The sequence below is a fragment of the Streptosporangium sp. NPDC049046 genome (assembly GCF_040649155.1).
GTDB lineage: Bacteria > Actinomycetota > Actinomycetes > Streptosporangiales > Streptosporangiaceae > Streptosporangium.
The window spans coordinates 316,443-336,448 of sequence record NZ_JBEZEZ010000008.1 but is presented as its reverse complement, the minus strand read 5'-3'; the positions used below and the strand labels follow the sequence as shown (position 1 = coordinate 336,448).

The 20,006-nt window shown below is 71.3% G+C and carries 16 protein-coding genes; 8 read left to right on the top strand and 8 right to left on the bottom strand.

Features of this window, described 5'->3' with window-relative positions; genetic code table 11:
* Positions 1-6: 6 nt before the first annotated feature.
* The gene (locus AB0B96_RS14350) at positions 7-1,242 is read left to right on the top strand and encodes a saccharopine dehydrogenase C-terminal domain-containing protein (RefSeq protein ID WP_362898743.1); all 1,236 of its coding nucleotides are present in this window, start codon (positions 7-9) and stop codon (positions 1,240-1,242) included.
* Positions 1,243-1,403: 161 nt separating this feature from the next.
* Here the strand turns inward: AB0B96_RS14350 and AB0B96_RS14345 are convergent, their stop codons facing one another.
* Positions 1,404-1,646, bottom strand: a complete 243-nt coding sequence (locus tag AB0B96_RS14345) for a hypothetical protein (protein ID WP_350944810.1) — start codon at positions 1,644-1,646, stop codon at positions 1,404-1,406.
* A 527-nt stretch (positions 1,647-2,173) separates the two neighbouring features.
* Positions 2,174-3,526 (bottom strand): 4-aminobutyrate--2-oxoglutarate transaminase, encoded by a 1,353-nt coding sequence (gabT, locus tag AB0B96_RS14340; RefSeq protein ID WP_362898740.1) that lies wholly within the window; start codon positions 3,524-3,526, stop codon positions 2,174-2,176.
* Positions 3,527-3,624: 98 nt separating this feature from the next.
* Between gabT and AB0B96_RS14335 the strand changes: the two genes are divergently transcribed.
* Positions 3,625-5,085, top strand: coding sequence for a PucR family transcriptional regulator (locus AB0B96_RS14335; protein ID WP_362898738.1), 1,461 nt, complete (start codon positions 3,625-3,627; stop codon positions 5,083-5,085).
* Between the two features lie 8 nt (positions 5,086-5,093).
* Here the strand turns inward: AB0B96_RS14335 and AB0B96_RS14330 are convergent, their stop codons facing one another.
* On the bottom strand, positions 5,094-5,723 hold the full coding sequence (locus AB0B96_RS14330) for a TetR/AcrR family transcriptional regulator (RefSeq protein WP_362898736.1): 630 nt from the start codon (positions 5,721-5,723) through the stop codon (positions 5,094-5,096).
* 211 nt (positions 5,724-5,934) lie between these two features.
* Between AB0B96_RS14330 and AB0B96_RS14325 the strand changes: the two genes are divergently transcribed.
* Positions 5,935-7,362: an aldehyde dehydrogenase family protein gene (locus tag AB0B96_RS14325; protein WP_362898734.1), complete on the top strand. Its 1,428-nt coding sequence runs from the start codon at positions 5,935-5,937 to the stop codon at positions 7,360-7,362.
* 180 nt (positions 7,363-7,542) lie between these two features.
* Here AB0B96_RS14325 and AB0B96_RS14320 read toward each other — a convergent pair whose 3' ends face one another.
* Positions 7,543-8,631, bottom strand: a complete 1,089-nt coding sequence (locus AB0B96_RS14320) for a trypsin-like serine protease (RefSeq protein ID WP_362898732.1) — start codon at positions 8,629-8,631, stop codon at positions 7,543-7,545.
* 53 nt (positions 8,632-8,684) lie between these two features.
* Entirely contained in the window at positions 8,685-9,788 is a 1,104-nt protein-coding gene (locus AB0B96_RS14315; RefSeq protein WP_362898730.1) for a peptidase, read from the bottom strand.
* Between the two features lie 302 nt (positions 9,789-10,090).
* On the opposite strand from AB0B96_RS14315, the gene dxr reads away from it, so the two are divergent.
* The 4 genes from dxr to AB0B96_RS14295 all read left to right on the top strand — a co-directional run bounded on the left by dxr (position 10,091) and on the right by AB0B96_RS14295 (position 15,526).
* On the top strand, positions 10,091-11,275 hold the full coding sequence (gene dxr / locus AB0B96_RS14310) for a 1-deoxy-D-xylulose-5-phosphate reductoisomerase (protein ID WP_362898728.1): 1,185 nt from the start codon (positions 10,091-10,093) through the stop codon (positions 11,273-11,275).
* Between the two features lie 35 nt (positions 11,276-11,310).
* Positions 11,311-12,480, top strand: a complete 1,170-nt coding sequence (gene ispG, locus AB0B96_RS14305; RefSeq protein WP_350944802.1) for a flavodoxin-dependent (E)-4-hydroxy-3-methylbut-2-enyl-diphosphate synthase — start codon at positions 11,311-11,313, stop codon at positions 12,478-12,480.
* Between the two features lie 484 nt (positions 12,481-12,964).
* Positions 12,965-14,623, top strand: coding sequence for an alpha/beta hydrolase (locus AB0B96_RS14300; protein WP_362898726.1), 1,659 nt, complete (start codon positions 12,965-12,967; stop codon positions 14,621-14,623).
* 60 nt (positions 14,624-14,683) lie between these two features.
* On the top strand, positions 14,684-15,526 hold the full coding sequence (locus AB0B96_RS14295; protein ID WP_350944854.1) for a GNAT family N-acetyltransferase: 843 nt from the start codon (positions 14,684-14,686) through the stop codon (positions 15,524-15,526).
* A gap of 193 nt (positions 15,527-15,719) precedes the next feature.
* On the opposite strand, the gene AB0B96_RS14290 is transcribed toward AB0B96_RS14295, so the two are convergent.
* Positions 15,720-16,097 (bottom strand): DUF3037 domain-containing protein, encoded by a 378-nt coding sequence (locus AB0B96_RS14290; protein WP_350944798.1) that lies wholly within the window; start codon positions 16,095-16,097, stop codon positions 15,720-15,722.
* Complete coding sequence (locus AB0B96_RS14285; protein ID WP_362898723.1) at positions 16,094-16,912, bottom strand: HipA family kinase; 819 nt, start codon at positions 16,910-16,912, stop codon at positions 16,094-16,096. Before AB0B96_RS14285 ends, AB0B96_RS14290 begins: the two co-directional genes overlap by 4 nt.
* 215 nt (positions 16,913-17,127) lie before the next feature.
* Here AB0B96_RS14285 and AB0B96_RS14280 point away from each other — a divergent pair, with 215 nt between their 5' ends.
* Entirely contained in the window at positions 17,128-19,191 is a 2,064-nt protein-coding gene (locus AB0B96_RS14280) for a PASTA domain-containing protein (protein WP_362898721.1), read from the top strand.
* 115 nt (positions 19,192-19,306) lie between these two features.
* Here AB0B96_RS14280 and AB0B96_RS14275 read toward each other — a convergent pair whose 3' ends face one another.
* Entirely contained in the window at positions 19,307-19,897 is a 591-nt protein-coding gene (locus AB0B96_RS14275) for a TetR family transcriptional regulator (RefSeq protein ID WP_362898719.1), read from the bottom strand.
* Positions 19,898-20,006 lie beyond the last annotated feature (109 nt).

The window sequence follows — 20,006 nt, the reverse complement described above, 5'->3', positions numbered from 1 at the left end:
GTCGCCATGAGAATCCTTCTTGTTGGAGCGGGCGGCGTCGGTTCCGCCGTCGTGCCGATCGCCGCACGCCGAGATTTCTTCGAACACATCGTGGTCGCCGACTCCCAACAGGACCGGGCCACCGCCGTCGTGGCCAGGATCGCGGACCCGCGCTTCAGCGCCATCGGGCTGGACGCCTCCGACCGGGTGGCGGTCGAGGCCGCCCTCGCCGAGCATCGCTGCGACGTGCTCTTCAACGCCGTGGACCCCCGCTTCACCATGTCCCTGTTCGAGGCGGCGCTCAACGCCGGGGCGCACTACCTCGACATGGCGATGTCGTTGTCGCGACCGCACCCGCGCAGGCCGTACGAGCTGACCGGGGTGAAACTCGGCGACGAGCAGTTCGCCCTCGCCGAGGCCTGGCGGCGGAAGGGCGGCCTGGCGCTGGTGGGGATGGGGGTGGAGCCGGGGCTCGCCGACGTGTTCGCGCGCTACGCCGCCGAGCACCTGTTCCGGAGCATCGAGGAGATCGGCATCCGCGACGGCTCCAACCTGGTGGTCGACGGCTACGACTTCGCGCCGACGTTCTCCATCTGGACGACGATCGAGGAGTGCCTCAACCCGCCGGTGATCTGGGAGAACGGCGGCTGGCACACCACCGAGCCGTTCAGTGAGCCCGAGGTGTTCGACTTCCCCGAGGGGATCGGGCCGGTCGAGTGCGTCAACGTCGAGCACGAGGAGGTGCTCCTCGTGCCCCGCTACATCGACGCCAAGCGGGTGACGTTCAAGTACGGCCTGGGTGAGGAGTTCATCGGGGTCCTGAAGACCCTGCACAAGCTCGGCCTGGACAACGCGGACAAGATCAAGGTGGGGGGAGTCGAGGCCTCGCCGCGCGACGTGGTCGCGGCCAGCCTGCCCGACCCGGCCACCCTCGGCGACCGGATGCGCGGCAAGACCTGCGCCGGGACCTGGGTGAAGGGTGTGGGCAAGGACGGCCGGCCGCGCGAGGTGTATCTCTACCACGTGGTCGACAACGAGTGGTCGATGCGGGAGTACGGCTGCCAGGCCGTGGTCTGGCAGACGGCCGTGCACCCGGTGGTCGCCCTGGAACTGCTGGCCACCGGTGCCTGGTCGGGCAGTGGCGTGCTCGGCCCCGAGGCGTTCGACGCGGTGCCCTTCCTGGAGTTGCTCAACGCCTACGGCTCGCCGTGGGGCATGCGCGACGAGAGCACCGAGAGCGCTAAGACGCTCCTGTCCGCCTGAGGGCCCTCCCCGCCGTCTCCTCGGCTTACTTCGTAAAGGCGTTCCGGGGATTCCGGCCGCATCGGCTTCGCGAGGGTGATCGGGGTGCCGACGGAGGCCGCGGCCGTACCGGTGATCAACCGGTGCGGGGCCGCGGACTCGCACCGGTTGTCGAGAAGAGCTCAGAAGAAGGCCACGCGCCGGGGCCGGGAGCGGGCGTCGTCCTGCTGCGGTAGCAGCGCGTCGGCGCACTCCGGGCAGGCGAAGAGGGCCGTGCCGTCGGGGAGGCGGCCGATCCTGGTCCGCGGGCGAGGCCACTTCTTGTGGCAGGCCACGCAGGCGTCGCCCTCACGCTGGGTGCGGGTCAGTCCGTCGGGATCGAAGGTCATCGTGGCGTGTGCCGTGCTGGGTGGCCTCCAGTTCATCGTGTTCCTTTCAGCGCGGAGACCCCGCCTTGAGGCGTGGGAAGGAAACGCGGCAAGGCGCCGTACGGGTTGGTGGCGTGCGCGTGCGGTGGCGATGGCCGAGCCGCCTGCGCATCCCCGCACCACCCTCGCCGCCGGGCCGGCGGCGAGAGAAAACGCCTGTGGAGCCGGGGTGGGACCTCAGAGGGGAGAATTTCTCTCCTGGCGGGCAACTGGCGGTGAAGCGGGAGACCCACCCGTGAGGGGTGGAATCCCCTGGCTTCGGTCGTGGGGAGGAAGCCGATCACATTCCTCCAGCGTGGTGACTCCTTGTTCTCTCCCGTGGCTCGGCCGCGAGGAGGACGTCGGCACGTTTCCTGTCTTGATCGCGTACTTTCATATCGGAACCGTTATAACGCGGTCACGACCCGTGATCGCTGTGGCGGATGTCAAGCGGTGGTTAAATCACGGCCTACATGCGGGCCGTATAGCGGCAAAAGGGACACTCGGCATCAAGCCGGGTGCCCCTTTTGGTGTGTTCTAAACAGTCAGGCCTCGTTCACGGCCTTCTCCAGAATCGCGAGACCCTCCTCCAGGAGGTGATCGGGGATGACCAGTGGCGGCAGGAAACGCAGCACGTTGCCGTAGGTGCCCGCGGTCAGCACGAGCAGACCCTCCGCGTGACACCTTTTCGCGATCTCGCCCGCCGCGGTGGGGTGGGGCTCGCCGGTGCCGGGCACGACCAGCTCGATGGCGATCATGGCGCCTCGGCCGCGTACGTCGCCGATGATCGGGTTTCTCCTCGCCAGGGCGCGCAGCCGCGGAAGCATGGTCTCGCCGATGCGGCGGGCCTTCCCGATCAGGTCGTCGGCCTCGATGGTCTCCATCACGCCCAGCGCGGCCTCGCAGGCGAGCGGGTTGCCGCCGTAGGTGCCGCCCAGCCCGCCGACGTGGACCTTGTCGAGGATCTCGGCGCGGCCGGTGACGGCGGCGAGCGGCAGGCCGCCCGCGATGCCCTTCGCGGTGACGATGATGTCGGGCACGATGCCCTCGTCCTCGCAGGCGAACAGGTGGCCGGTGCGGCAGAAGCCGGTCTGCACCTCGTCGGCGACGAAGACGATGCCGTTCTCGCGGCAGAACTCCAGGATCCTCGGCAGGAAGCCCTTGGCGGGCTCGATGAAGCCGCCTTCGCCCGCGATCGGCTCGATCACCACGGCGGCGACGTTCTCGGCGCCGATCTCCTTGGTGATCTGGTCGATCGCCTGGGCCGCGGCCTCCTCCGCGCAGTTCTCCGGGCCGGTGGGCCAGCGGAACGGGTAGGCGAGCGGTACCCGGTAGACCTCGGGCGCGAACGGGCCGAAGCGGTGCTTGTAGGGCATGTTCTTGGCCGTCAGCGTCATCGTCAGCAGGGTCCGGCCATGGTAGCCGTGCTCGAAGACGACGACCGCCTGGCGGCCGGTGGCGTGGCGGGCGACCTTGACCGCGTTCTCCACCGCCTCGGCGCCGCTGTTGAGCAGGAAGGTGCGCTTCTCGTGGTCACCGGGGGTGATCTCGTTGAGTTTCTCGGCGACCCGCACGTACGACTCGTACGGCGTGATCATGAAGCAGGTGTGGGTGAAGTCCGCCACCTGCCTGCTCACCCGCTCGACGACGCGCGGGGCGGAGTTGCCGACACCGGTCACCGCGATGCCGGATCCGAAGTCGATCAGAGAGTTGCCGTCGGCGTCGACCACGACACCGCCCCCGGCGTGCGTCACGAAGACGGGCAGCGTGGTGCCGATGCCCGGTGGTACGGCGGCCTGCTTGCGCGCGAGCAGTTCGCGGGACCTCGGGCCGGGAATCTCGGTGACGAGGCGGCGCTCCTGCGGAAGCGAGGGGCCGCCCTCGGTGACGGTGCTCATGATGTGAAGCTATGTCGCCGATGCCGGTGTGCCGATGATGCACTATGGCAAAATTGCGAAGAGCAGAATAGACATAACGTACAAAAAAGGGGGTGGGGATGGCGCCGACGCTGAACACCGTCGTACGGCGGCTCGCCCTCGGGCTCGTGGTCCTCACCGGGCGGGAGGCGCTCGACCGGCCGGTGCGCTGGGTGGCGGTCAGCGAGCTGGAAGATCCCACCCCGTTCCTCGAGGGCGGCGAACTGGTTTTGACCACGGGCATGCGCCTGGACGCCCGCAACGCCGGCCCCTACGTCGAGCGCCTGGTCGCCAGAGACGTCGCCGGACTCGGGTTCGGCGTCGGACTCGGGCACGAGACGATCCCCGAGGCACTGGTCGAGGCCGCCACGCGGGCCGGGCTGCCGCTCGTCGAGGTGCCGCGCGACACCCCGTTCGTCGCCATCGGCAAGGCGGTGAGCGAGCTGATCGCCGCCGAGCAGTACGACGAGCTCAGCAGCGCCTTCGCCGCCCAGGGCCGCCTCACCCGTGCCGCGCTGCGCCCGGAGGGCCCTCGCGCGGTGATCGACCGCCTCGCCCGCGAGCTGGGCGGCTGGGCGATCCTGCTCGACGAGGCGGGGGCCGTACGACATCTGGCGGGCAGAGGCGCCGCCGCGGCGGCCGGAGACCTCGGCCCCGAGCTGGAACGGCTGAGAAGGATCACGAGTCAGGGCGCTCCCGCGAGCGTCGCCCTCTCCTCACCCGAGGAACACGTCATCGTGCGGCCACTGGGAGCCCGTCGGGTGAGGGGATTCCTCGCCGTCGGCATCGGCCGGTCCTTCACCCCGGTCGCGCACACCGTGGTCAACGCCGCCGCGTCCCTGCTCACACTCGCCGTCGAGCACGGTGTGGAGCACCTGGCCGCCGAACGCCGGGTTCGCTCCGCGGTGCTGCGGCTGCTGCTGGCCGGGCAGCCGGAGGCCGGGCGCGAGACGTTGGAGCGGCTGGGGGAGCGACTCGCCGGCGAGCCGCTGGTGGCGATCGCCTGCGCCGGTGAGCCGGAGGCGGTGCTCGAGGCCGCGGGGGCCGAGTTCGCGGCGGCCGACGGCGACAGGGTGGTCCTGCTGGTCCCGCCCGCGCGGGCCGACGCCGTGGCCGCGACGCTCGGAGAGTACGGCCCCGTCGGGGTCGGCGAACCGGTGGGTCTCGACGACCTGCGCGCGGGACTGGAGCAGGCCGACCGGGCGCTCGCCGCGGCCGGGCGCGGCACCGCGCCGGTGGCGCGCTTCGCCGACCTGGCGGGGCAGGGGCTGCTCTCCCTGCTCGACCCCGGCGTGGCGGAGGCGTTCTCCTCCGCGCTGCTCGCCCCGCTCAGGGAGTACGGCTCGCGCGCGGATCTGCTCGGGTCCCTGCGCGTCTACCTGGACTGCAACGGCCACTGGGACGCGGCGGCGCAGCGGCTCGGGGTGCACCGCCACACTCTGCGCTACCGCATGCGCCGGGTGGCGGAACTGGTCGGACGTGACCTTGAGGACCCCGCCGTCCGCGCCGAACTCTGGGTCGCCCTCGCCGTCGCCAGGTGAGGGCGGGGTCAGTCGCGGTCGACGACCAGATAGCGGGAGATGACGGCATAGGTGACTGTTTCGTAGGTGGCGCTGTCGCGCAGGTGCCCGGCACGTTCCAAGCCGATCGCGCCCTGGGCCGCGGCCCACACGGCGTCGGCGATCTTCCTGGGCTGGGTGGGGACGATGTATCCCGCCGAGATGCAGTCCGCGATCACCCGATCGACGATGTTCAGCGCCGCGCGGGCGAGGGTCCTGGCCCGCTCGCTCGGCACGAAGCCGGGGATCGCGCGCTCGAACATCAGGGCGTAGTAACCGGACTCGTCCAGCGCGACCTCCCGGTAGACGGGACCCAGCGCGATGAGGTGCTCCAGGGCGTCCTTGCGCGAGGGCACGGCCTCCAGACGGCGCCGGAAGCGCTCGAAGCCTTCCAGGTACAGCGCCTCGGCGAGGCCCTCCTTGCTGCCGAACATGGTGTAGACGACGGTCGTCGAGCATCCCGCCTCGGTGGCGATGCGACGCATCGAGAGGCTCTCCGGCCCGATGGTGACCAGCAACTGGCTGGCGACGTCGAGCAACCTGGCACGAAGCTCGTCCTGAGATGCCCGCTCACCGACAAGGTAGGCGCCCTGAAGGCCGCGCGGCGCCGAGAAGGTCATGCGCCCACGCCCTTCCGCTCTCATCGTCATCCGGTGACTTAGCCACGGTGAAGATCATTCAAACCGGTGCCTTGTAAGGAATATCCCCGATTACCCCTGTTTTCGTTACAGGGCACGGGCGGGCGGTTTTATGCGGAACGGCGTGCCGTCGCGAGGCTGTTGTGCGGAGTGGAGTAAGGCCGCTCCCATGCCGGTGACATAGCGTCTGGATATGGACGTGCGCCCCTTCTGGCTCGCCGGACGCCCCGCCAAGGGCGAGACCGAGCTCACCGTGACCAACCCGCATGACGGCCGCGTCGTCGCCGTCTGCTCCGTGCCGACCGACGGCCAGGTCGAGGAGGCCGTGGCCGCCGCGGCGGCCGTGCGGAAACAGGCCGCCGCGCTTCCGATCCACGTACGGGCCGAGGCCCTCGCGCACGTCTCGCGTCGCCTCGCCGAGCGCGCCGACGAGATCGCCGCCCTGATCACCGCCGAGAACGGCAAGCCGATCTTCTGGGCCCGCGGCGAGGTCGGCCGGGCGATCTCCACCTTCAGGTTCGCGGCCGAGGAGACCCGCCGTCTCGGTGGCGAGACCGTGCGCCTGGACACCGAGGCCGCCTCCGCGGGCCGCCTCGCCTACATCTCCCGGGTCCCGCACGGCCCGATCCTGGGCATCAGCCCGTTCAACTTCCCGCTCAACCTGGTCGCGCACAAGGTGGCCCCGGCCATCGCCGTCGGTGCCCCGATCGTCCTCAAACCCGCACCGGCGACGCCGGTCTCCTCGCTGGTCCTGGGCGAGATCCTGGCCGAGACCGACCTGCCGGAGGGCATGTTCTCCGTGCTCCCCGTGTCCAACGACCGCGCCGGTGCCCTGGTCGAGGACCCGCGCCTACCGGTCGTCTCCTTCACGGGTTCGGCCCCCGTGGGGTACGCGATCATCGACCGGGTCCCGCGCAAGCACGTGACCCTGGAACTCGGCGGCAACGCCGCCGCGGTCGTGCTCGCCGACGCCGACCTCGACTGGGCCGCCTCGCGGATCGCGCTGTTCTCCAACTACCAGGCCGGTCAGAGCTGCATCGCCGTACAGCGGGTGATCGTCGAGGCGTCGGTCCACGACGACTTCGTGGCCCGGCTCGTCCCGGCCGTCGAGGCCCTGGTCACCGGTGACCCCGCCGACGAGAAGACGCAGGTCGGCCCCCTCGTGTCGGCCGAGGCCGCCGAGCGCGTGGAGCAGTGGGTCGGCGAGGCCGTCTCCGCGGGCGCCCGCCTGCTGACCGGCGGCACCCGCGACGGCGCCACGTTCGCGCCGACCGTGCTCGCCGACGTGCCGGCCGACGCCAAGGTCTCCCGCGAGGAGGTCTTCGGCCCGGTGATGGTCGTCCAGAAGGTGTCCGGTGTGGACGAGGCGTTCGCCGCGGTCAACGACTCCAGGTACGGCCTGCAGGCGGGGGTGTTCACCCGCGACCTCGACCACGCCTTCCGCGCCAACCGGGAGCTGGAGGTCGGCGGTGTGATCATCGGTGACGTGCCGTCGTACCGCGCCGACCAGATGCCGTACGGAGGGGTCAAGGACTCGGGCGTCGGCCGCGAGGGACTTCGCTCGGCGATCGCGGACTTCACCTACGAGAAGGTGATGGTCCTCACCGGCCTCACCCTCTGACGGGCCGGGGCCCGACCCGCGCGCCGCCGATCCGCCCTTCCGAGGCTCATCAGGGGCACCGGCCCGAACTTTCGACGGGCCGGTCCCGGCGCCACAGGCCCGGCCTTCCGCGGCCGGTTCCGGCTCTCGGTGCCGTCGAAGCGACCTTGCGACGCTCTCGGCGCGGTCTCAGCGCCGAGGTCACGACGCGGAGGCCGTGGCGTAGAGGGCCTTGGCCGAGTCACCGAAGTAGGGGCCGTACATGGTGCGGCGGTCGTCGCTGTACTTGAAACTGCTGACCGAGACGATCGTGCCCCGGCCGGTGGAGGCGTCGAAGCCGCTCAGCCAGGGACCCCCGCTGGATCCGGCGGTCATGTCGCAGCGCATGCCCTGGTCGCGGGTCTGCCCGTTCGGGTCGTCGCGGAGCGGGCCCGCGCAGTAGACCAGGTGCTCACCGTCGTAGGGCGCGTCGGCGGGAAAGCCGAAACCGCTCGCGAGGCGCCCCCTGGGAACGCCGAAGGCGATGTCCTGGCCGCCGACGACGTCGCCGAGGTGCCTGCCGCCGCTGGTGGCGACCGCCACCATGCCGATGTCGTGGCTGTCGTCGCCCTCACGCGACCAGGGGCCCGCGACGAACATGCGGCGCGCGGTGTACTGCCCGTACGGGCGGCGGCCCTGGCTGTAGCCGGGGACGAAGGTCCAGTTGTCGGCCCAGGCGCCGGTGCCGTCCTTGACGCAGTGGCCGGCGGTCACCACCAGATCCTTGTTGGCGCTCCTGACCGAGCTCGCCGAGCACACGAAGTCGCTGCCCTTGATGGTGAGGAACACCCGTCCCGTGGTGCGTGCCACCGCCCCGCCGGAGGTCCACCGGGCGCCGGCGGTGCGGGACACGGCGCCGCGCGATCTCTGGCGGGGGACGACCCCCCGACCGGTGGCGGAGAGCCGCCCGAGCGTTCCGGCGACCTTGTCGAGCCGGTCGAAGGGGGTCGCGGAGGCCATCCGGCGGGGGGTCCAGTAGCCGAGCAGGCGCTCCCGCTCCGACGCGGTGGGAGCGGGCGCGTGCTCGACGACGTCCGGAGCACCGGACGTCGCGACCGTCGCGGGTTTCCCCGTCGTCTCCGTCGTCCCGGCCTTCTCCGCCGTCTCCGCGAAGGGGTGGACGGAGGGCTTCGCGGACCGTTTCCCGAACTCGGTGACCGCCTGCCAGGTGGCCGTCGCGCCGGGCATCGGGGCGCTCAGCGACCCGGCGAGGAGCGAGGCGGCCGCAAGCAGGGGGAGGCTTGAGGTCATGAAACCCGAGTTTGCACTACGTGTGGTGTTCCTGTGATTACTTTTGGTGAATATCAGGGGGTGCCGGTGGTCTGGGCCGCCTCGTAGACGGCCCGCGCCTCGGCCCCGAAGTAGGGACCGAACATCCAGCCCTCGGCGAAGCCGTACTTGAAGCTGTTCACCGAGTTCAGGGTGCCGAGGCCGGTGCTCTCGTTGAAGTCGAGGAACCAGGGTCCGCCGCTCGACCCGCCGGTCATGTCGCAGTTCAGCCCGATGTCGCGGGACATCAGGAAGTCGTCGAACGCGCGCCCGGAGCAGTAGACCAGTTTGGAACCGTCGTACGGGGCGGCGGCCGGGTAGCCGAAGGAGTGCATCTGCCGGCGTCGCGCCTGGTTGAAGGAGACGCCCTGGCCGCCGACCACGTCGGTCAGCGATTTGCCGTTCAGCGGGGCCACCACGGCCGAGGCCACGTCGTAGTTGATGTCCTCGCTGTTGTTCCACTGCGGGGTGGTGTAGAGGGTGGTCGCCACCCACGTGCCGTAAGGCCGGTCGCCGTTCTGGTAGCCGGGCACGAAGACCCAGTTGCCGTGGAAGGCGCCGCCCATCCTCACGCAGTGCCCCGCTGTGATCACGGTGCTCTTGTTCTCGCTGGTCACCGCGCTCGCCGAGCACGAGGCGTTGCGGCCCTGGTAGGTGAAGAAGACCCGGCCCGCGGTCTTGACGATCGCCCCGCGACGGGTCCACGCCGCGCCGGTGGAGGCGCGGGCCGCCGCCGAGCCCCTGGTGACCGTGACGGCGTCGCCGTCGGGCTCGGTCGCGGGGACGGAGACGGGGTCGGCCGCGGTCTGGGCCGCGATCGCCCCCGCGGTGAGCCGGGCGCCGTCCTTCTCGGGGACGAGGGCGGCGAGCGGCTTGGCCGCCTCCATCTTCGCCTCGGTCCAGTAGCGCTGGACGGTCTGCTGTTCCTTCTTGGTGTCGGCCGCCTCCTCCTCGACCGGCTGGGGAACGGCCCGCGCCGGGGTGACGCCGCCCCCGCTCCTGCCCGCCGCGCCCGCCGGGGTGTCCAGCCTGGCACCCGTCGTGGCCTCCACGGTGGCGCCGTGCGCGACCGTCGCGGAGAGCAGTGTGCTTCCCGCGATGGCGGTGAGAACAGGGATGAGTCGTGCCGTGCGCCGCATATGTACCTCCCGAGGGCCTGTCACTGCTCCGGGAAGCTAGTGCGCTGTACGTATGCATTTCTCAGGCTTTACAACTATTGATATGACGAAATTCGGACTTAAATACTGCCTTTTATCGTGTGCTCCACGGCTAACAGTTTTTCGCCGCGATCCTGCCTGATCAACACTGGCGTACGCCGATCCGGATTGATCAATCCTGGTACGGCCGATTCGACGATCCCCCGGGCGTTGGATCGCGGACAGGGGGATTCACCCTGGTGCGACCGATTCGACAGCGCGGTCCGAGCCGGGAGAATGGGGCGGTGCAGCCAGACACCGTTCGCTCCGTCGTCCTGCTCGGCTCGACCGGGTCCATCGGGACCCAGTCCCTCGACGTCATCGCCCGCAACCCCGGCAGGTTCCGGGTGGCCGCGCTGGCCGCCTACGGTGGCCGGATCGACCTGCTGGCCAGGCAGGCGGCCGAGTTCCGGCCCGACGTGGTCGCCGTCGCCGACCCCTCCGCGCTGCCGCGGCTGCGGGAGGCCCTGGCCGCGCACGGGGTGGGCTCGCGGGTGCTGGCCGGCCCCGAGGGGGTGGCCGAGGCCGCCGCCTGGCCCGCCGACGTCGTACTCAACGGCATCACCGGGGCTCTGGGGCTCACCTCCACGCTGGCCGCGCTCGAGGCGGGCCGGGTGCTCGCGCTCGCCAACAAGGAGTCGCTGATCGTCGGCGGGCCGCTGGTGAAACGCCTGGCCAAACCCGGCCAGCTGATCCCCGTCGACTCCGAGCACTCCGCGCTGGCCCAGTGCCTGTGGGCGGCGGGCCCCGCCGGCCCCGACGCCTCCGCCGTGCGCCGCCTGGTCGTCACCGCGAGCGGCGGCCCCTTCCGCGGCAGGTCGCGCGCGGACCTCGCGGACGTGACCCCCGAGCAGGCCCTCGCCCACCCCACCTGGTCGATGGGGCCGGTCATCACGGTGAATTCCGCCACACTCGTCAACAAGGGCCTTGAGGTCATCGAGGCCCACCTGCTCTTCGACATCGGCTTCGACCGCATCGAGGTCGTCGTCCACCCGCAGTCGGTCATCCACTCGATGGTCGAGTTCGTCGACGGCTCGACCATCGCCCAGGCCAGCCCGCCGGACATGCGCCTGCCCATCGCCCTCGCCCTCGGCTGGCCGGAGCGGGTCGCCGACGCCTCCGCCGCGGTCGACTGGACCGCGGCGCACACCTGGACGTTCGAGCCGCTCGACGAAGAGGCCTTCCCCGCCGTCGCGCTGGCCAGGCAGGTCGGCAAGGCCGGCGGCACCGCCCCCGCCGTCTACAACGCCGCGAACGAGGTCTGTGTCGAGGCCTTCATGTCCGGGCGCCTGCCGTTCCCCGGCATCGTCGACACCGTGGAGGCGGTGCTCTGCGAGCACGAGGTGACCGAGGCCGCCTCCGTCGCCGAGGTGCTCGACGCCGACTCCTGGGCGAGGATACGGGCACGCGAGCTCACTGGGACTGCCTAGACTGATGGGTGTCGTCGACTCTTCAAGGGCTGAAAATGACTTCTGTTGCTCTCGGAATCCCGTCCGTCAGGACCAGGCCGATCGCCGAGCGACGCGTATCCCGTCAGATCATGGTCGGCTCCGTCCCCGTGGGCGGGGACGCGCCGGTCTCCGTCCAGTCGATGACCACCACGGTCACCGCCGACGTCAACGCGACGCTCCAGCAGATCGCCGAGCTGACCGCCTCGGGCTGTCAGATCGTGCGGGTCGCGGTCCCCTCCCAGGACGACGCCGACGCGCTGCCGATCATCGCGAGGAAGTCGCAGATCCCGGTGATCGCCGACATCCACTTCCAGCCGAAGTACGTCTTCGCCGCGATCGAGGCGGGCTGCGCGGCGGTCCGGGTCAACCCCGGCAACATCAAGAAGTTCGACGACAAGGTCGGTGAGATCGCCCGAGCGGCGGCCGAGCGCGGCGTGCCGATCAGGATCGGCGTCAACGCCGGCTCGCTCGACCCCCGCCTGCTCCAGAAGTACGGCAAGGCCACCCCCGAGGCGCTGGTGGAGTCGGCGCTCTGGGAGTGCTCGCTGTTCGAGGAGCACGGCTTCCGTGACATCAAGATCTCCGTCAAGCACAACGACCCGGTCGTGATGGTCCAGGCGTATCGCCTGCTCGCCGCCCGGTGCGACTACCCGCTCCACCTCGGCGTCACCGAGGCCGGTCCGGCCTTCCAGGGCACGATCAAGTCCGCGGTCGCCTTCGGCGCCCTGCTCGCCGAGGGCATCGGCGACACCATCCGCGTGTCGCTGTCGGCCCCTCCGGTCGAGGAGGTCAAGGTCGGCAACCAGATCCTGGAGTCGCTCAACCTGCGCGAGCGCGGCCTGGAGATCGTCTCCTGCCCCTCCTGCGGACGTGCCCAGGTCGACGTCTACACCCTCGCCGACCAGGTCCAGGCAGGGCTCGAAGGACTGAAGGTGCCGCTGCGCGTCGCGGTGATGGGCTGCGTCGTCAACGGTCCCGGCGAGGCCCGCGAGGCCGACCTCGGCGTCGCGAGCGGCAACGGCAAGGGCCAGATCTTCGTCAAGGGCGAGGTCATCAAGACCGTCCCCGAGTCGCAGATCGTCGAGACCCTGATCGAGGAGGCCCTGCGCCTCGCGGAGGAGATGGGCGTGGAGGTCGATCTCGACGACGACGCCCCCGGACCCCAGGTCGTCGTCGGCGGCTGACCGCGCGTCCCGCGCCTGCTCCCGTCCGCCCCCGGGTGGTCCCTCCTCGCGTCGGACGCGGCCGCTGACCCGCGACGGCGCGGCAGATGCGGCACCTGCGGAGAACCGGGCCGACGGCCGCCCTGCCGTGGAGTTCCCTTCCGCCCGTCCCCGAGATCGCGTTCGCGCCGGGGCGGGCGGTTTCCTTTGGCGTTCAGCCTCGCGCCGTCTCGCCTGCAGGCGCGGCCGGAGGCGGGCGCTCGCCGGTCTTACGGGCGCCGCACCTCGCCGTACCCGTACCGCGGCGCGGGCGGGTCGCCGGGGCGGTCGGGGCCCCGATGACCGCTGCCGGCGTTCACGGCTCCTCGATCGGCCCTTCCCACCTGCGGCCATTACAGTTAGCAATTATCTGACTACACTTTGCCAGGTGTTCGGCTGTGTTCCGGATGACCGTGCCGCGCTCGGGAGACCATCGCCTCTGCCGTACGAGTAGGGGGATCACACAGTGAAGAAGAGGGTTGTCGGGATCGCCGCGAGCATCGCGATGCTGGCCGTGGCGATGGGGGTGCCGCAGGGGGCGGTGGCCCAGGAGAGACAGGCGAGGGAGGGGCTGGTCTGGGGCTCCTGCGAGGGCGGGGTTCCGGTGACCGGGGCGGCGTCCACCGGAGCGGGGGACAACCCGATGGAGTGCGCCACCCTGAGGGTGCCGCTCGACTACGCCAACCCGCAGCGGACCATCGGCATCGCCCTGAACCGGATCAGGGGGAAGGCCGTTCACGACCGTCTCGGCGCGCTGCTGGTCAACCCGGGCGGTCCCGGGGCGTCCGGCCGCGACCTGGTCAGGACCGTGGTGGCCGGGCTTCCCGACGGCCTGGCCGACCGGTTCGACGTGATCGGGTTCGACCCGCGCGGGGTGGGGGCGAGCGATCCCGCGCTGAAGTGCGTCGATCCCAAGAAGTACTACGAGGCGCCGCGGCCCGACCAGGTGCCGGTCACCAGGCGCGACGAGAACGTGCTGATCGGCCGGGCCCGCAGGTACGCCGAGGCGTGCGGCGAGCGCTGGAGCTGGATGCTGCCGCACATGACCACCGAGAACTCCGCCAGGGACATGGACGCGATCAGGGCGGCCCTCGGCGAGTCGAAGATCAGCTTCCTGGGTTACTCGTACGGGACCTATCTCGGGGCCGTCTACGCGACGCTCTTCCCTGACCGGCTCAGGCGGCTCGTCCTGGACAGCGTGGTCGATCCGCGCGGCATCTGGTATCGCTCGAACCTCGACCAGAGCATCGCCTTCCAGGACAGGCACGAGGACTTTCTGAAGTGGGTCGCCCGCCACAATCCGGTCTACCGGCTCGGCGCCACGGAGAAGGCGGTCTCCTTCGCCTGGGACGCCATGCGGACCCGGCTGGCCGGCCGCCCGGCCGGAGGGGTGGTCGGCCCGAGTGAGCTCGACGACGTCTACACCCTGGGCGGCTATTCGGACGTCATCTGGCCGCAGCTGGCCAGGGCGTTCTCCGCCTACGTCAAGAAGGGGGAGGCGACTCCCCTGGTCAACGCCTACCGCAAGCACGCGGTGAACGACGACAAGGACGAGAACAACTACGCGGTCTATCTCGCGGTGCAGTGCCGCGACGCCGCCTGGCCGCGCGACTGGGCACACTGGCGGACCGACATGACCAGGGTCCACACCAGAGCACCCTTCCTCACCTGGCCCAACGCCTGGTACAACGCGCCGTGCGCCTTCTGGCCCCAGCCGGCCGGGACTCCGGTACGGATCCACGACGACGCCAAGCTGCCGCCGGTCCTGCTGATCCAGGGGCAGCGCGACGCCGCCACCCCGTACGCCGGGGCGGTGCGGATGCGCGCCCTGTTCTCCCGCTCCCGGCTGCTGGCCGTGCCCGGCGGCAACCACGGGATCGCGCTCAACGGGAACGCCTGCGTCGACCGGCGCCTCGCCGCCTACCTCAGGGACGGCACCCTGCCCGGCACCCGCCAGACCTCGGGCGCCCCTGACGCCCGCTGTCCGGGAGTCCCCGCACCTGTTCCGGTGGCCGCCCCACCGGCCGTCCGTGTCCCCGCCGGTCACGCGGCGGGTCGCGTGACGGGTCATGTGGTGAGGCACATGGTGAGGCGCCCGGTGGAAAGAGATGGCCAAAGCAGGTAGATGAGAGGCTCTGTGTTGGTTCCTGCCAAAATCGAGGGGGTCGCGTAGGCTGAGCACGTGATGCTGCGCACAACGGCGTCGCGCGTGCTCGACGACAACGATCGAGACGAGGTCCTGGCGCTTCTCGACACCGATCCCGTCGGCAATGTCTTCGTCGCCTCCAGGGTCCGTTCGGTCGGGCTCAATCCGGCCAGGCTCGGTGGCCAGATGTGGGGGTTCGGGCCGCGCGGCGGCCTGACCTCCATCTGTTACGCCGGTGCGAACCTGGTTCCGGTCAACGCCGGTACGGACGCCGTCCACGCCTTCGCCGATCGCGCGCGCAAGCAGGGCCGCCGCTGCTCCTCGATCGTCGGCCCCGCGGACGCGGTGGAGTTGCTCTGGGAGCGGCTGGAGCCGCACTGGGGGACCGCCCGCGCGATCCGCTGGGCGCAGCCGGTCATGGTGATCGCCGAGCCGTCGCCCGTGCCCGCCGACCCGCTGGTGCGGCGCGTCCGGCCCGACGAGTTCGACATCCTGCTCCCGGCCTGCGTGGCGATGTTCACCGAGGAGGTGGGCGTCTCCCCCGAGGCGGGCGACGGCGGCGCCCTCTACCGCTCCAGGGTCGCCGAGCTGATCAGGATCGGCAGGTCCTACGCCCGCATCGAGGGCGGCAGGGTCGTCTTCAAGGCCGAGATCGGCGCGGTGACGCCGCACGCCTGTCAGATCCAGGGTGTCTGGGTCCACCCCGACCTGCGCGGCCGCGGCCACGCGGTGGCGGGGATGGCCGCGGTGGTCAAGCACGCGCTCGACTACTTCGCGCCGGTGGTCTCGCTGTACGTCAACGACTACAACGCCCCCGCCAGGGCCGCCTACCGCAGGGCGGGTTTCGTCGAGGTGGGCACCTTCATGTCCGTGCTCTTCTGAAACCCGCCCCCGGACACGTCCGTGCTCTCCCAGGAGCGGCCCTCTGTTTTCCGGGGCCGGACCGTCTGGGCCGCCCCAGGGGCGCCCGGCCGGGCCGGGATGTGGCGATCACGTCGGCGAGCGGCGCCGAGCTCCCGAGGCCGGGCGGCCTCGGACCAACACCGAACCTCTGGGGCCGGACATCTCGGACCGGTCAAGGGCTGCGGACCAGCCGGGCCACGAGGCGCTCCAGCTCCGTCTCCGGGTCATCGGTGAGACCGGCGTGGACCGGGCCGGTCTGCACGATCGTGCTGCGCGGGGCGGTCAGCCAGCGGAAGCGGCCGCCCAGCGGCTCCCTGGTCAGGGGCCCCGAGTCGCTGCCGCAGGAGCGCTGGTAGGCGCCGAGGGCGTGCCGTACCCCTTCGAGGTCGACGCTGTCGTCGAGGGCCCGCAGGCGCGCCTCGTCCAGCTCCACCCGGGCGCACAGGTATTCGCGGGGCTGGCAGTAGAGCAGCACCCCGGCGTTGATCAGCTCACCGCGTTCCACGCGGGGGATGACCCGGATGATCGCGTACTCGTAGACGTCCTTCACCGGTTGTCCCTCCAGAACGCGCCCACCGAGCCGGTCTTCCTCTCCTGGTCCTGCGGTGTCTCCTGGACCGCGGGACCCGGCAGCCAGGTGCGCGGCCCCTGGGCGCGGGCCAGCAGATGCTCGACGTACGCCTGCCGCACCGCCTGCGCCCCGTCGAACCCCGGTTCGTCCTCCAGCCACTCGTCGGGGACCTCGTCCACCACCCCGTCGAGCAGGTCCCTGGTGATCATCTCGCTGAACTCGGCGTCGGCCTCGGGCATCAGGGTGGCGAAGGGCGCCATCACGTGGTCGCCCGCGTCGAAGTCGCGCAGCGGGTTGGCCGAGGGCCAGTTGTGGTGGAACCAGAGCGCGGCGCCGTGGTCGATGAGCCAGGTGTCGCCGTGCCACAGGAGCAGGTTCGGGTTGCGCCAGCTGCGGTCCACGTTGTGGATCAGCGCGTCGAACCAGAGCAGACGGGAGGCGAACCCGGGCTCGGGGGGCCAGGCGAGCGGCTCGAAGCCCAGCGCGCCCGGCAGGAAGTCGACCGCCAGGTTGTTGCCCTCGCTCGCCCTGAGCAGGTCCTGGATCTCCTCGTCGGGCTCGCGGGCGCCGAGCTGCGGATCGACGTCGATCACCTTCAGCTCGGGCGTACGGAACCCCAGGCGCCGGGCCAGCCCGGCGGCCACGATCTCCGCGACGAGAACCCGGCGGCCCTGCCCCGCGCCGCGGAACTTCACGACGTGGGTGCCGAGGTCGTCCGCCTCCATGATCCCGGGCAGCGACCCCCCCTCACGCAGCGGTGTCACATAACGAGTGGCTTTGATCGCTTCAAGCACCTCGCCAGGCTACCGGCCGGCCCGCGGAACGACACGGCGGGCAGACGGCGGGAAGGGAGAACAAAGGCGGCTGCGTATTCGGGGGATGTGTTGTGTCTTGCCCTGACCTGAGCATCACATGAGTGTCACGGTGAGGAAGACAAGACCTTCAGCCCCGTTGACTGTCGGCGATGCTTCTTCTTGAGTGAGAAGGGTGGCGGCGAGGGGAGGCTCGCGTGCCGTATGCGCAGCCGCTCAAAACGGGGGATCCGGCACGGCTCGGTGAGTACGAGATCATCGGGCGTCTCGGCGAGGGTGGGCAGGGGGTGGTCTATGTCGGGGTGCGCCCCGGCACCGGCTCCGAGCCCTACGCGGTCAAGCTTCTGCACGGCTCGGTGGGGGAGGATCCCGACGTCTTCCTGCGCGAGGTCGAGCTGGCGAAGCAGGTCGCCAGGTTCTGCACGGCCCAGGTGATCGACGCCGGGCTGGACGGTGACCGGCCCTACATCGTCAGCGAGTACGTCGACGGCCCGTCGCTGCACCGAGAGGTCGCGGTGAGCGGGCCCCGTGAGGGAGGCAGGCTGGAGCGCCTGGCCATCGGCACGGCGACCGCACTGGCGGCCATCCACCGGGCCGGGATCGTGCACCGCGACTTCAAGCCCCAGAACGTGCTGCTCGGTCCCGACGGGCCGAGGGTGATCGACTTCGGGCTGGCCAGGGCGCTGGACGCCGCGGCCACCCAGAGCGGGCGCGGCGCGGGCACGCCCGCCTACATGGCGCCCGAGCAGGTGGAGGGCGCCGAGATCGACCCGGCGGCCGACGTCTTCGCCTGGGGCGCCACGATGTGCTTCGCCGCCAACGCCCAGGCTCCCTTCGGGCAGGACTCGATCGCGGCCGTGCTGAACCGGATCCTCACCGCGGCTCCGCGACTGGGCCGTCTGGACGGGCTGCTCGGCGCGCTGGTGGTCGACTGCCTGGACAAGAATCCCCGCAACCGCCCCACCAGCCGGGAGTTGCTGCTCGCGCTGCTCGGCGACGACGGGGGCCGCTCGGTGGCCGGGTCCCGCTCCTCGCCGGTGCCGGGGTTCCCGGCCGTGCTCGGCGGGCCCGACGCCTCCGGCCCCTCGCTCTTCCCGGGACGGACCGGTCTCACGGGCGCTTCCGGCCGATGGAGCGACTCCGGGTCCGCCTGGCGGGCCGGGGGCGGCGGGTCCGGCGAATCGGGCGGTGCGTCCTCGGCGGGCGCGAGGTCCGGCGGGCGCGCGTTTCCCGCGGAGGGTGAGAAGTTCGACGAGCACCGGACCCACCCGGGGCGTGCGGCGACCAGGGCCTCGGTCGCGGTCTCCGGCGCGCTGCTCGTCAGTGCCGCCGTGCTGGTGGGGGTGCTGGTCCCGGCGCTGAGCGGTGTGACGCCCGGAGGCGCGCCCGCGCCGCCGATCGTCCCCCTGGTGGAGACCACGGCCCAGGGCGGCACCACGTCGCACGAGGGCAGGGCGAGCGCTCCGATCAAACCGCTCCCGGTCGTGCCGGCCGTCACGGCCGGGCCCCCACGAGCGGAGGGCGTCAAGTCCTCCCCGCTGCCGCCCCCCGCCGCCACGGTGGTCGTGCCCGCGCTCATCGGGCTGGATCGTTCCGAGGCGGCGCGCCTGATCAAACGGGCCGGACTGGTCGCGGGGGCCGTGAAGGCGGTCGACTCCACCCGGCCGCTCGGGGAGGTGCTCGCGAGCAGCCCGGCGCCGGGGACGGCCCTGCCGAGGAAGGGCAGGGTCGATCTGCAGGTCTCCGGTGGCATCCAGGTGCCCACGCTGGTCGGTCTCGCCAGGGGAGGCGCCGAGGCGGCGCTCGCCCAGGCCGGGCTGGTCTCCGGCGGGGTCAGCACGCGCTGCTCGGAGCAGCCGGCCGGGCGGGTGCTCGCGAGCACTCCCGGCGCGGGCAGGCGCGTCTCTCCGGGGAGCGCGGTGGCGCTCGTCGTCTCCAGGTACGGTGTCCCGGTGCCTCCGGTCACCGGTCAGGGCGCGACCGACGCCTCCAACACCCTCGGCGGGGCGGGCTTCGCCGTGCGCACGCGGGCGCGTCTGGTCACCAACGAGGCCCAGGACGGGGTGGTGCTGGCGCAGAGCGTGGCGCCCGGCACCTGCGCGAGGCCCGGCGCGACGATCGTGCTCACGGTCGGTGTCGAGGGGCAGAGCGGCCCGGGCCCGGGCCCGGGGCCCGGACCGGACCCGGGGGAGACCGTCGAGCCCCCCGACCCCACGGTCCCGCCGACGCCCGTTCCCGGGGAGGCCGCTCCTTCCGGGTGAGGCGCTTCTTCGGCCGGACACACCCGAGGGACGGTCGAAAGCGGTGCGGGTTCGCCGTCCCGGCCCGGTGTGAGGCGACCGGAGGGCGGGACCTTCGGAGGCCGGCGCGGAGAGTTCAGTGCCGTCCGGCGAGGCCGGGGCCGGGAGGAATGGCGTTCGGCGCCGTGCCCGGGGAGTCCAGGGAGGCGAGGACGGTGGCGAGGAGGGTCTTCCTGACCTCCTCCTGGGGGAGGTCGATCGTCTTGATCACCGACTGGAGCGAGCCGAGCGTGGCCCACGCCCAGACCTGGCGGGCAAGGCCGGGGTCGGGTCCGGCCAGACGGCTGTAGATCGCGTCGCGGAAGGCGCGGATGGCCTCGCCGGGGGAGCCGGGGGGCGCGTCGTCGGCGCAGTGGATGTCCTCCATGATGAGCCGGATGATCGCCCGATGCCTCACCGTGAAGGTCACCAGGGCCTCGACGAAGGCGCGGTCGTCGGCGAAGTCGTCCTCGATCAGGGCCACGATGTCCTGGCCGGCGGGGGCGATCAGCTCCGTGGCCAGACGGTCCTTGGGATGGAAGTGGTAGGCGACGGCCGTCTTCGTCAGGCCGACGACGGAGGCGATGTCGGCCAGCGAGGTCGCGGCGTAACCGCGCTCGGCGAACAGTTGACGGGCGGCGTCGAGGATTCGCTCCCGCGTTTCGTGCCCGTGCTCAGGTGTGGTCATCGTCTCAGTCCCACGCTGCTTACAGCATTTACCGATTTATCCCCCTACGCTCTACCGTAGGTACTGTACGAGCGTACAGTACGACTTTTCAGGGTGTTTGATACTCCAA

Excerpts from the sequence above, each read along its gene's own strand:
- AB0B96_RS14320 (WP_362898732.1), bottom strand. The coding sequence starts at position 8,631 with ATGACCTCAAGCCTCCCCCTGCTTGCGGCCGCCTCGCTCCTCGCCGGG.
- AB0B96_RS14275 (WP_362898719.1), bottom strand. The coding sequence starts at position 19,897 with ATGACCACACCTGAGCACGGGCACGAAACGCGGGAGCGAATCCTCGAC.
- AB0B96_RS14295 (WP_350944854.1), top strand. The coding sequence starts at position 14,684 with ATGCTGCGCACAACGGCGTCGCGCGTGCTCGACGACAACGATCGAGAC.
- AB0B96_RS14330 (WP_362898736.1), bottom strand. The coding sequence starts at position 5,723 with ATGACCTTCTCGGCGCCGCGCGGCCTTCAGGGCGCCTACCTTGTCGGT.
- gabT (WP_362898740.1), bottom strand. The coding sequence starts at position 3,526 with ATGAGCACCGTCACCGAGGGCGGCCCCTCGCTTCCGCAGGAGCGCCGC.
- AB0B96_RS14315 (WP_362898730.1), bottom strand. The coding sequence starts at position 9,788 with ATGCGGCGCACGGCACGACTCATCCCTGTTCTCACCGCCATCGCGGGA.
- AB0B96_RS14335 (WP_362898738.1), top strand. The coding sequence starts at position 3,625 with ATGGCGCCGACGCTGAACACCGTCGTACGGCGGCTCGCCCTCGGGCTC.
- ispG (WP_350944802.1), top strand. The coding sequence starts at position 11,311 with ATGACTTCTGTTGCTCTCGGAATCCCGTCCGTCAGGACCAGGCCGATC.
- AB0B96_RS14325 (WP_362898734.1), top strand. The coding sequence starts at position 5,935 with ATGGACGTGCGCCCCTTCTGGCTCGCCGGACGCCCCGCCAAGGGCGAG.
- AB0B96_RS14350 (WP_362898743.1), top strand. The coding sequence starts at position 7 with ATGAGAATCCTTCTTGTTGGAGCGGGCGGCGTCGGTTCCGCCGTCGTG.
- AB0B96_RS14345 (WP_350944810.1), bottom strand. The coding sequence starts at position 1,646 with ATGAACTGGAGGCCACCCAGCACGGCACACGCCACGATGACCTTCGAT.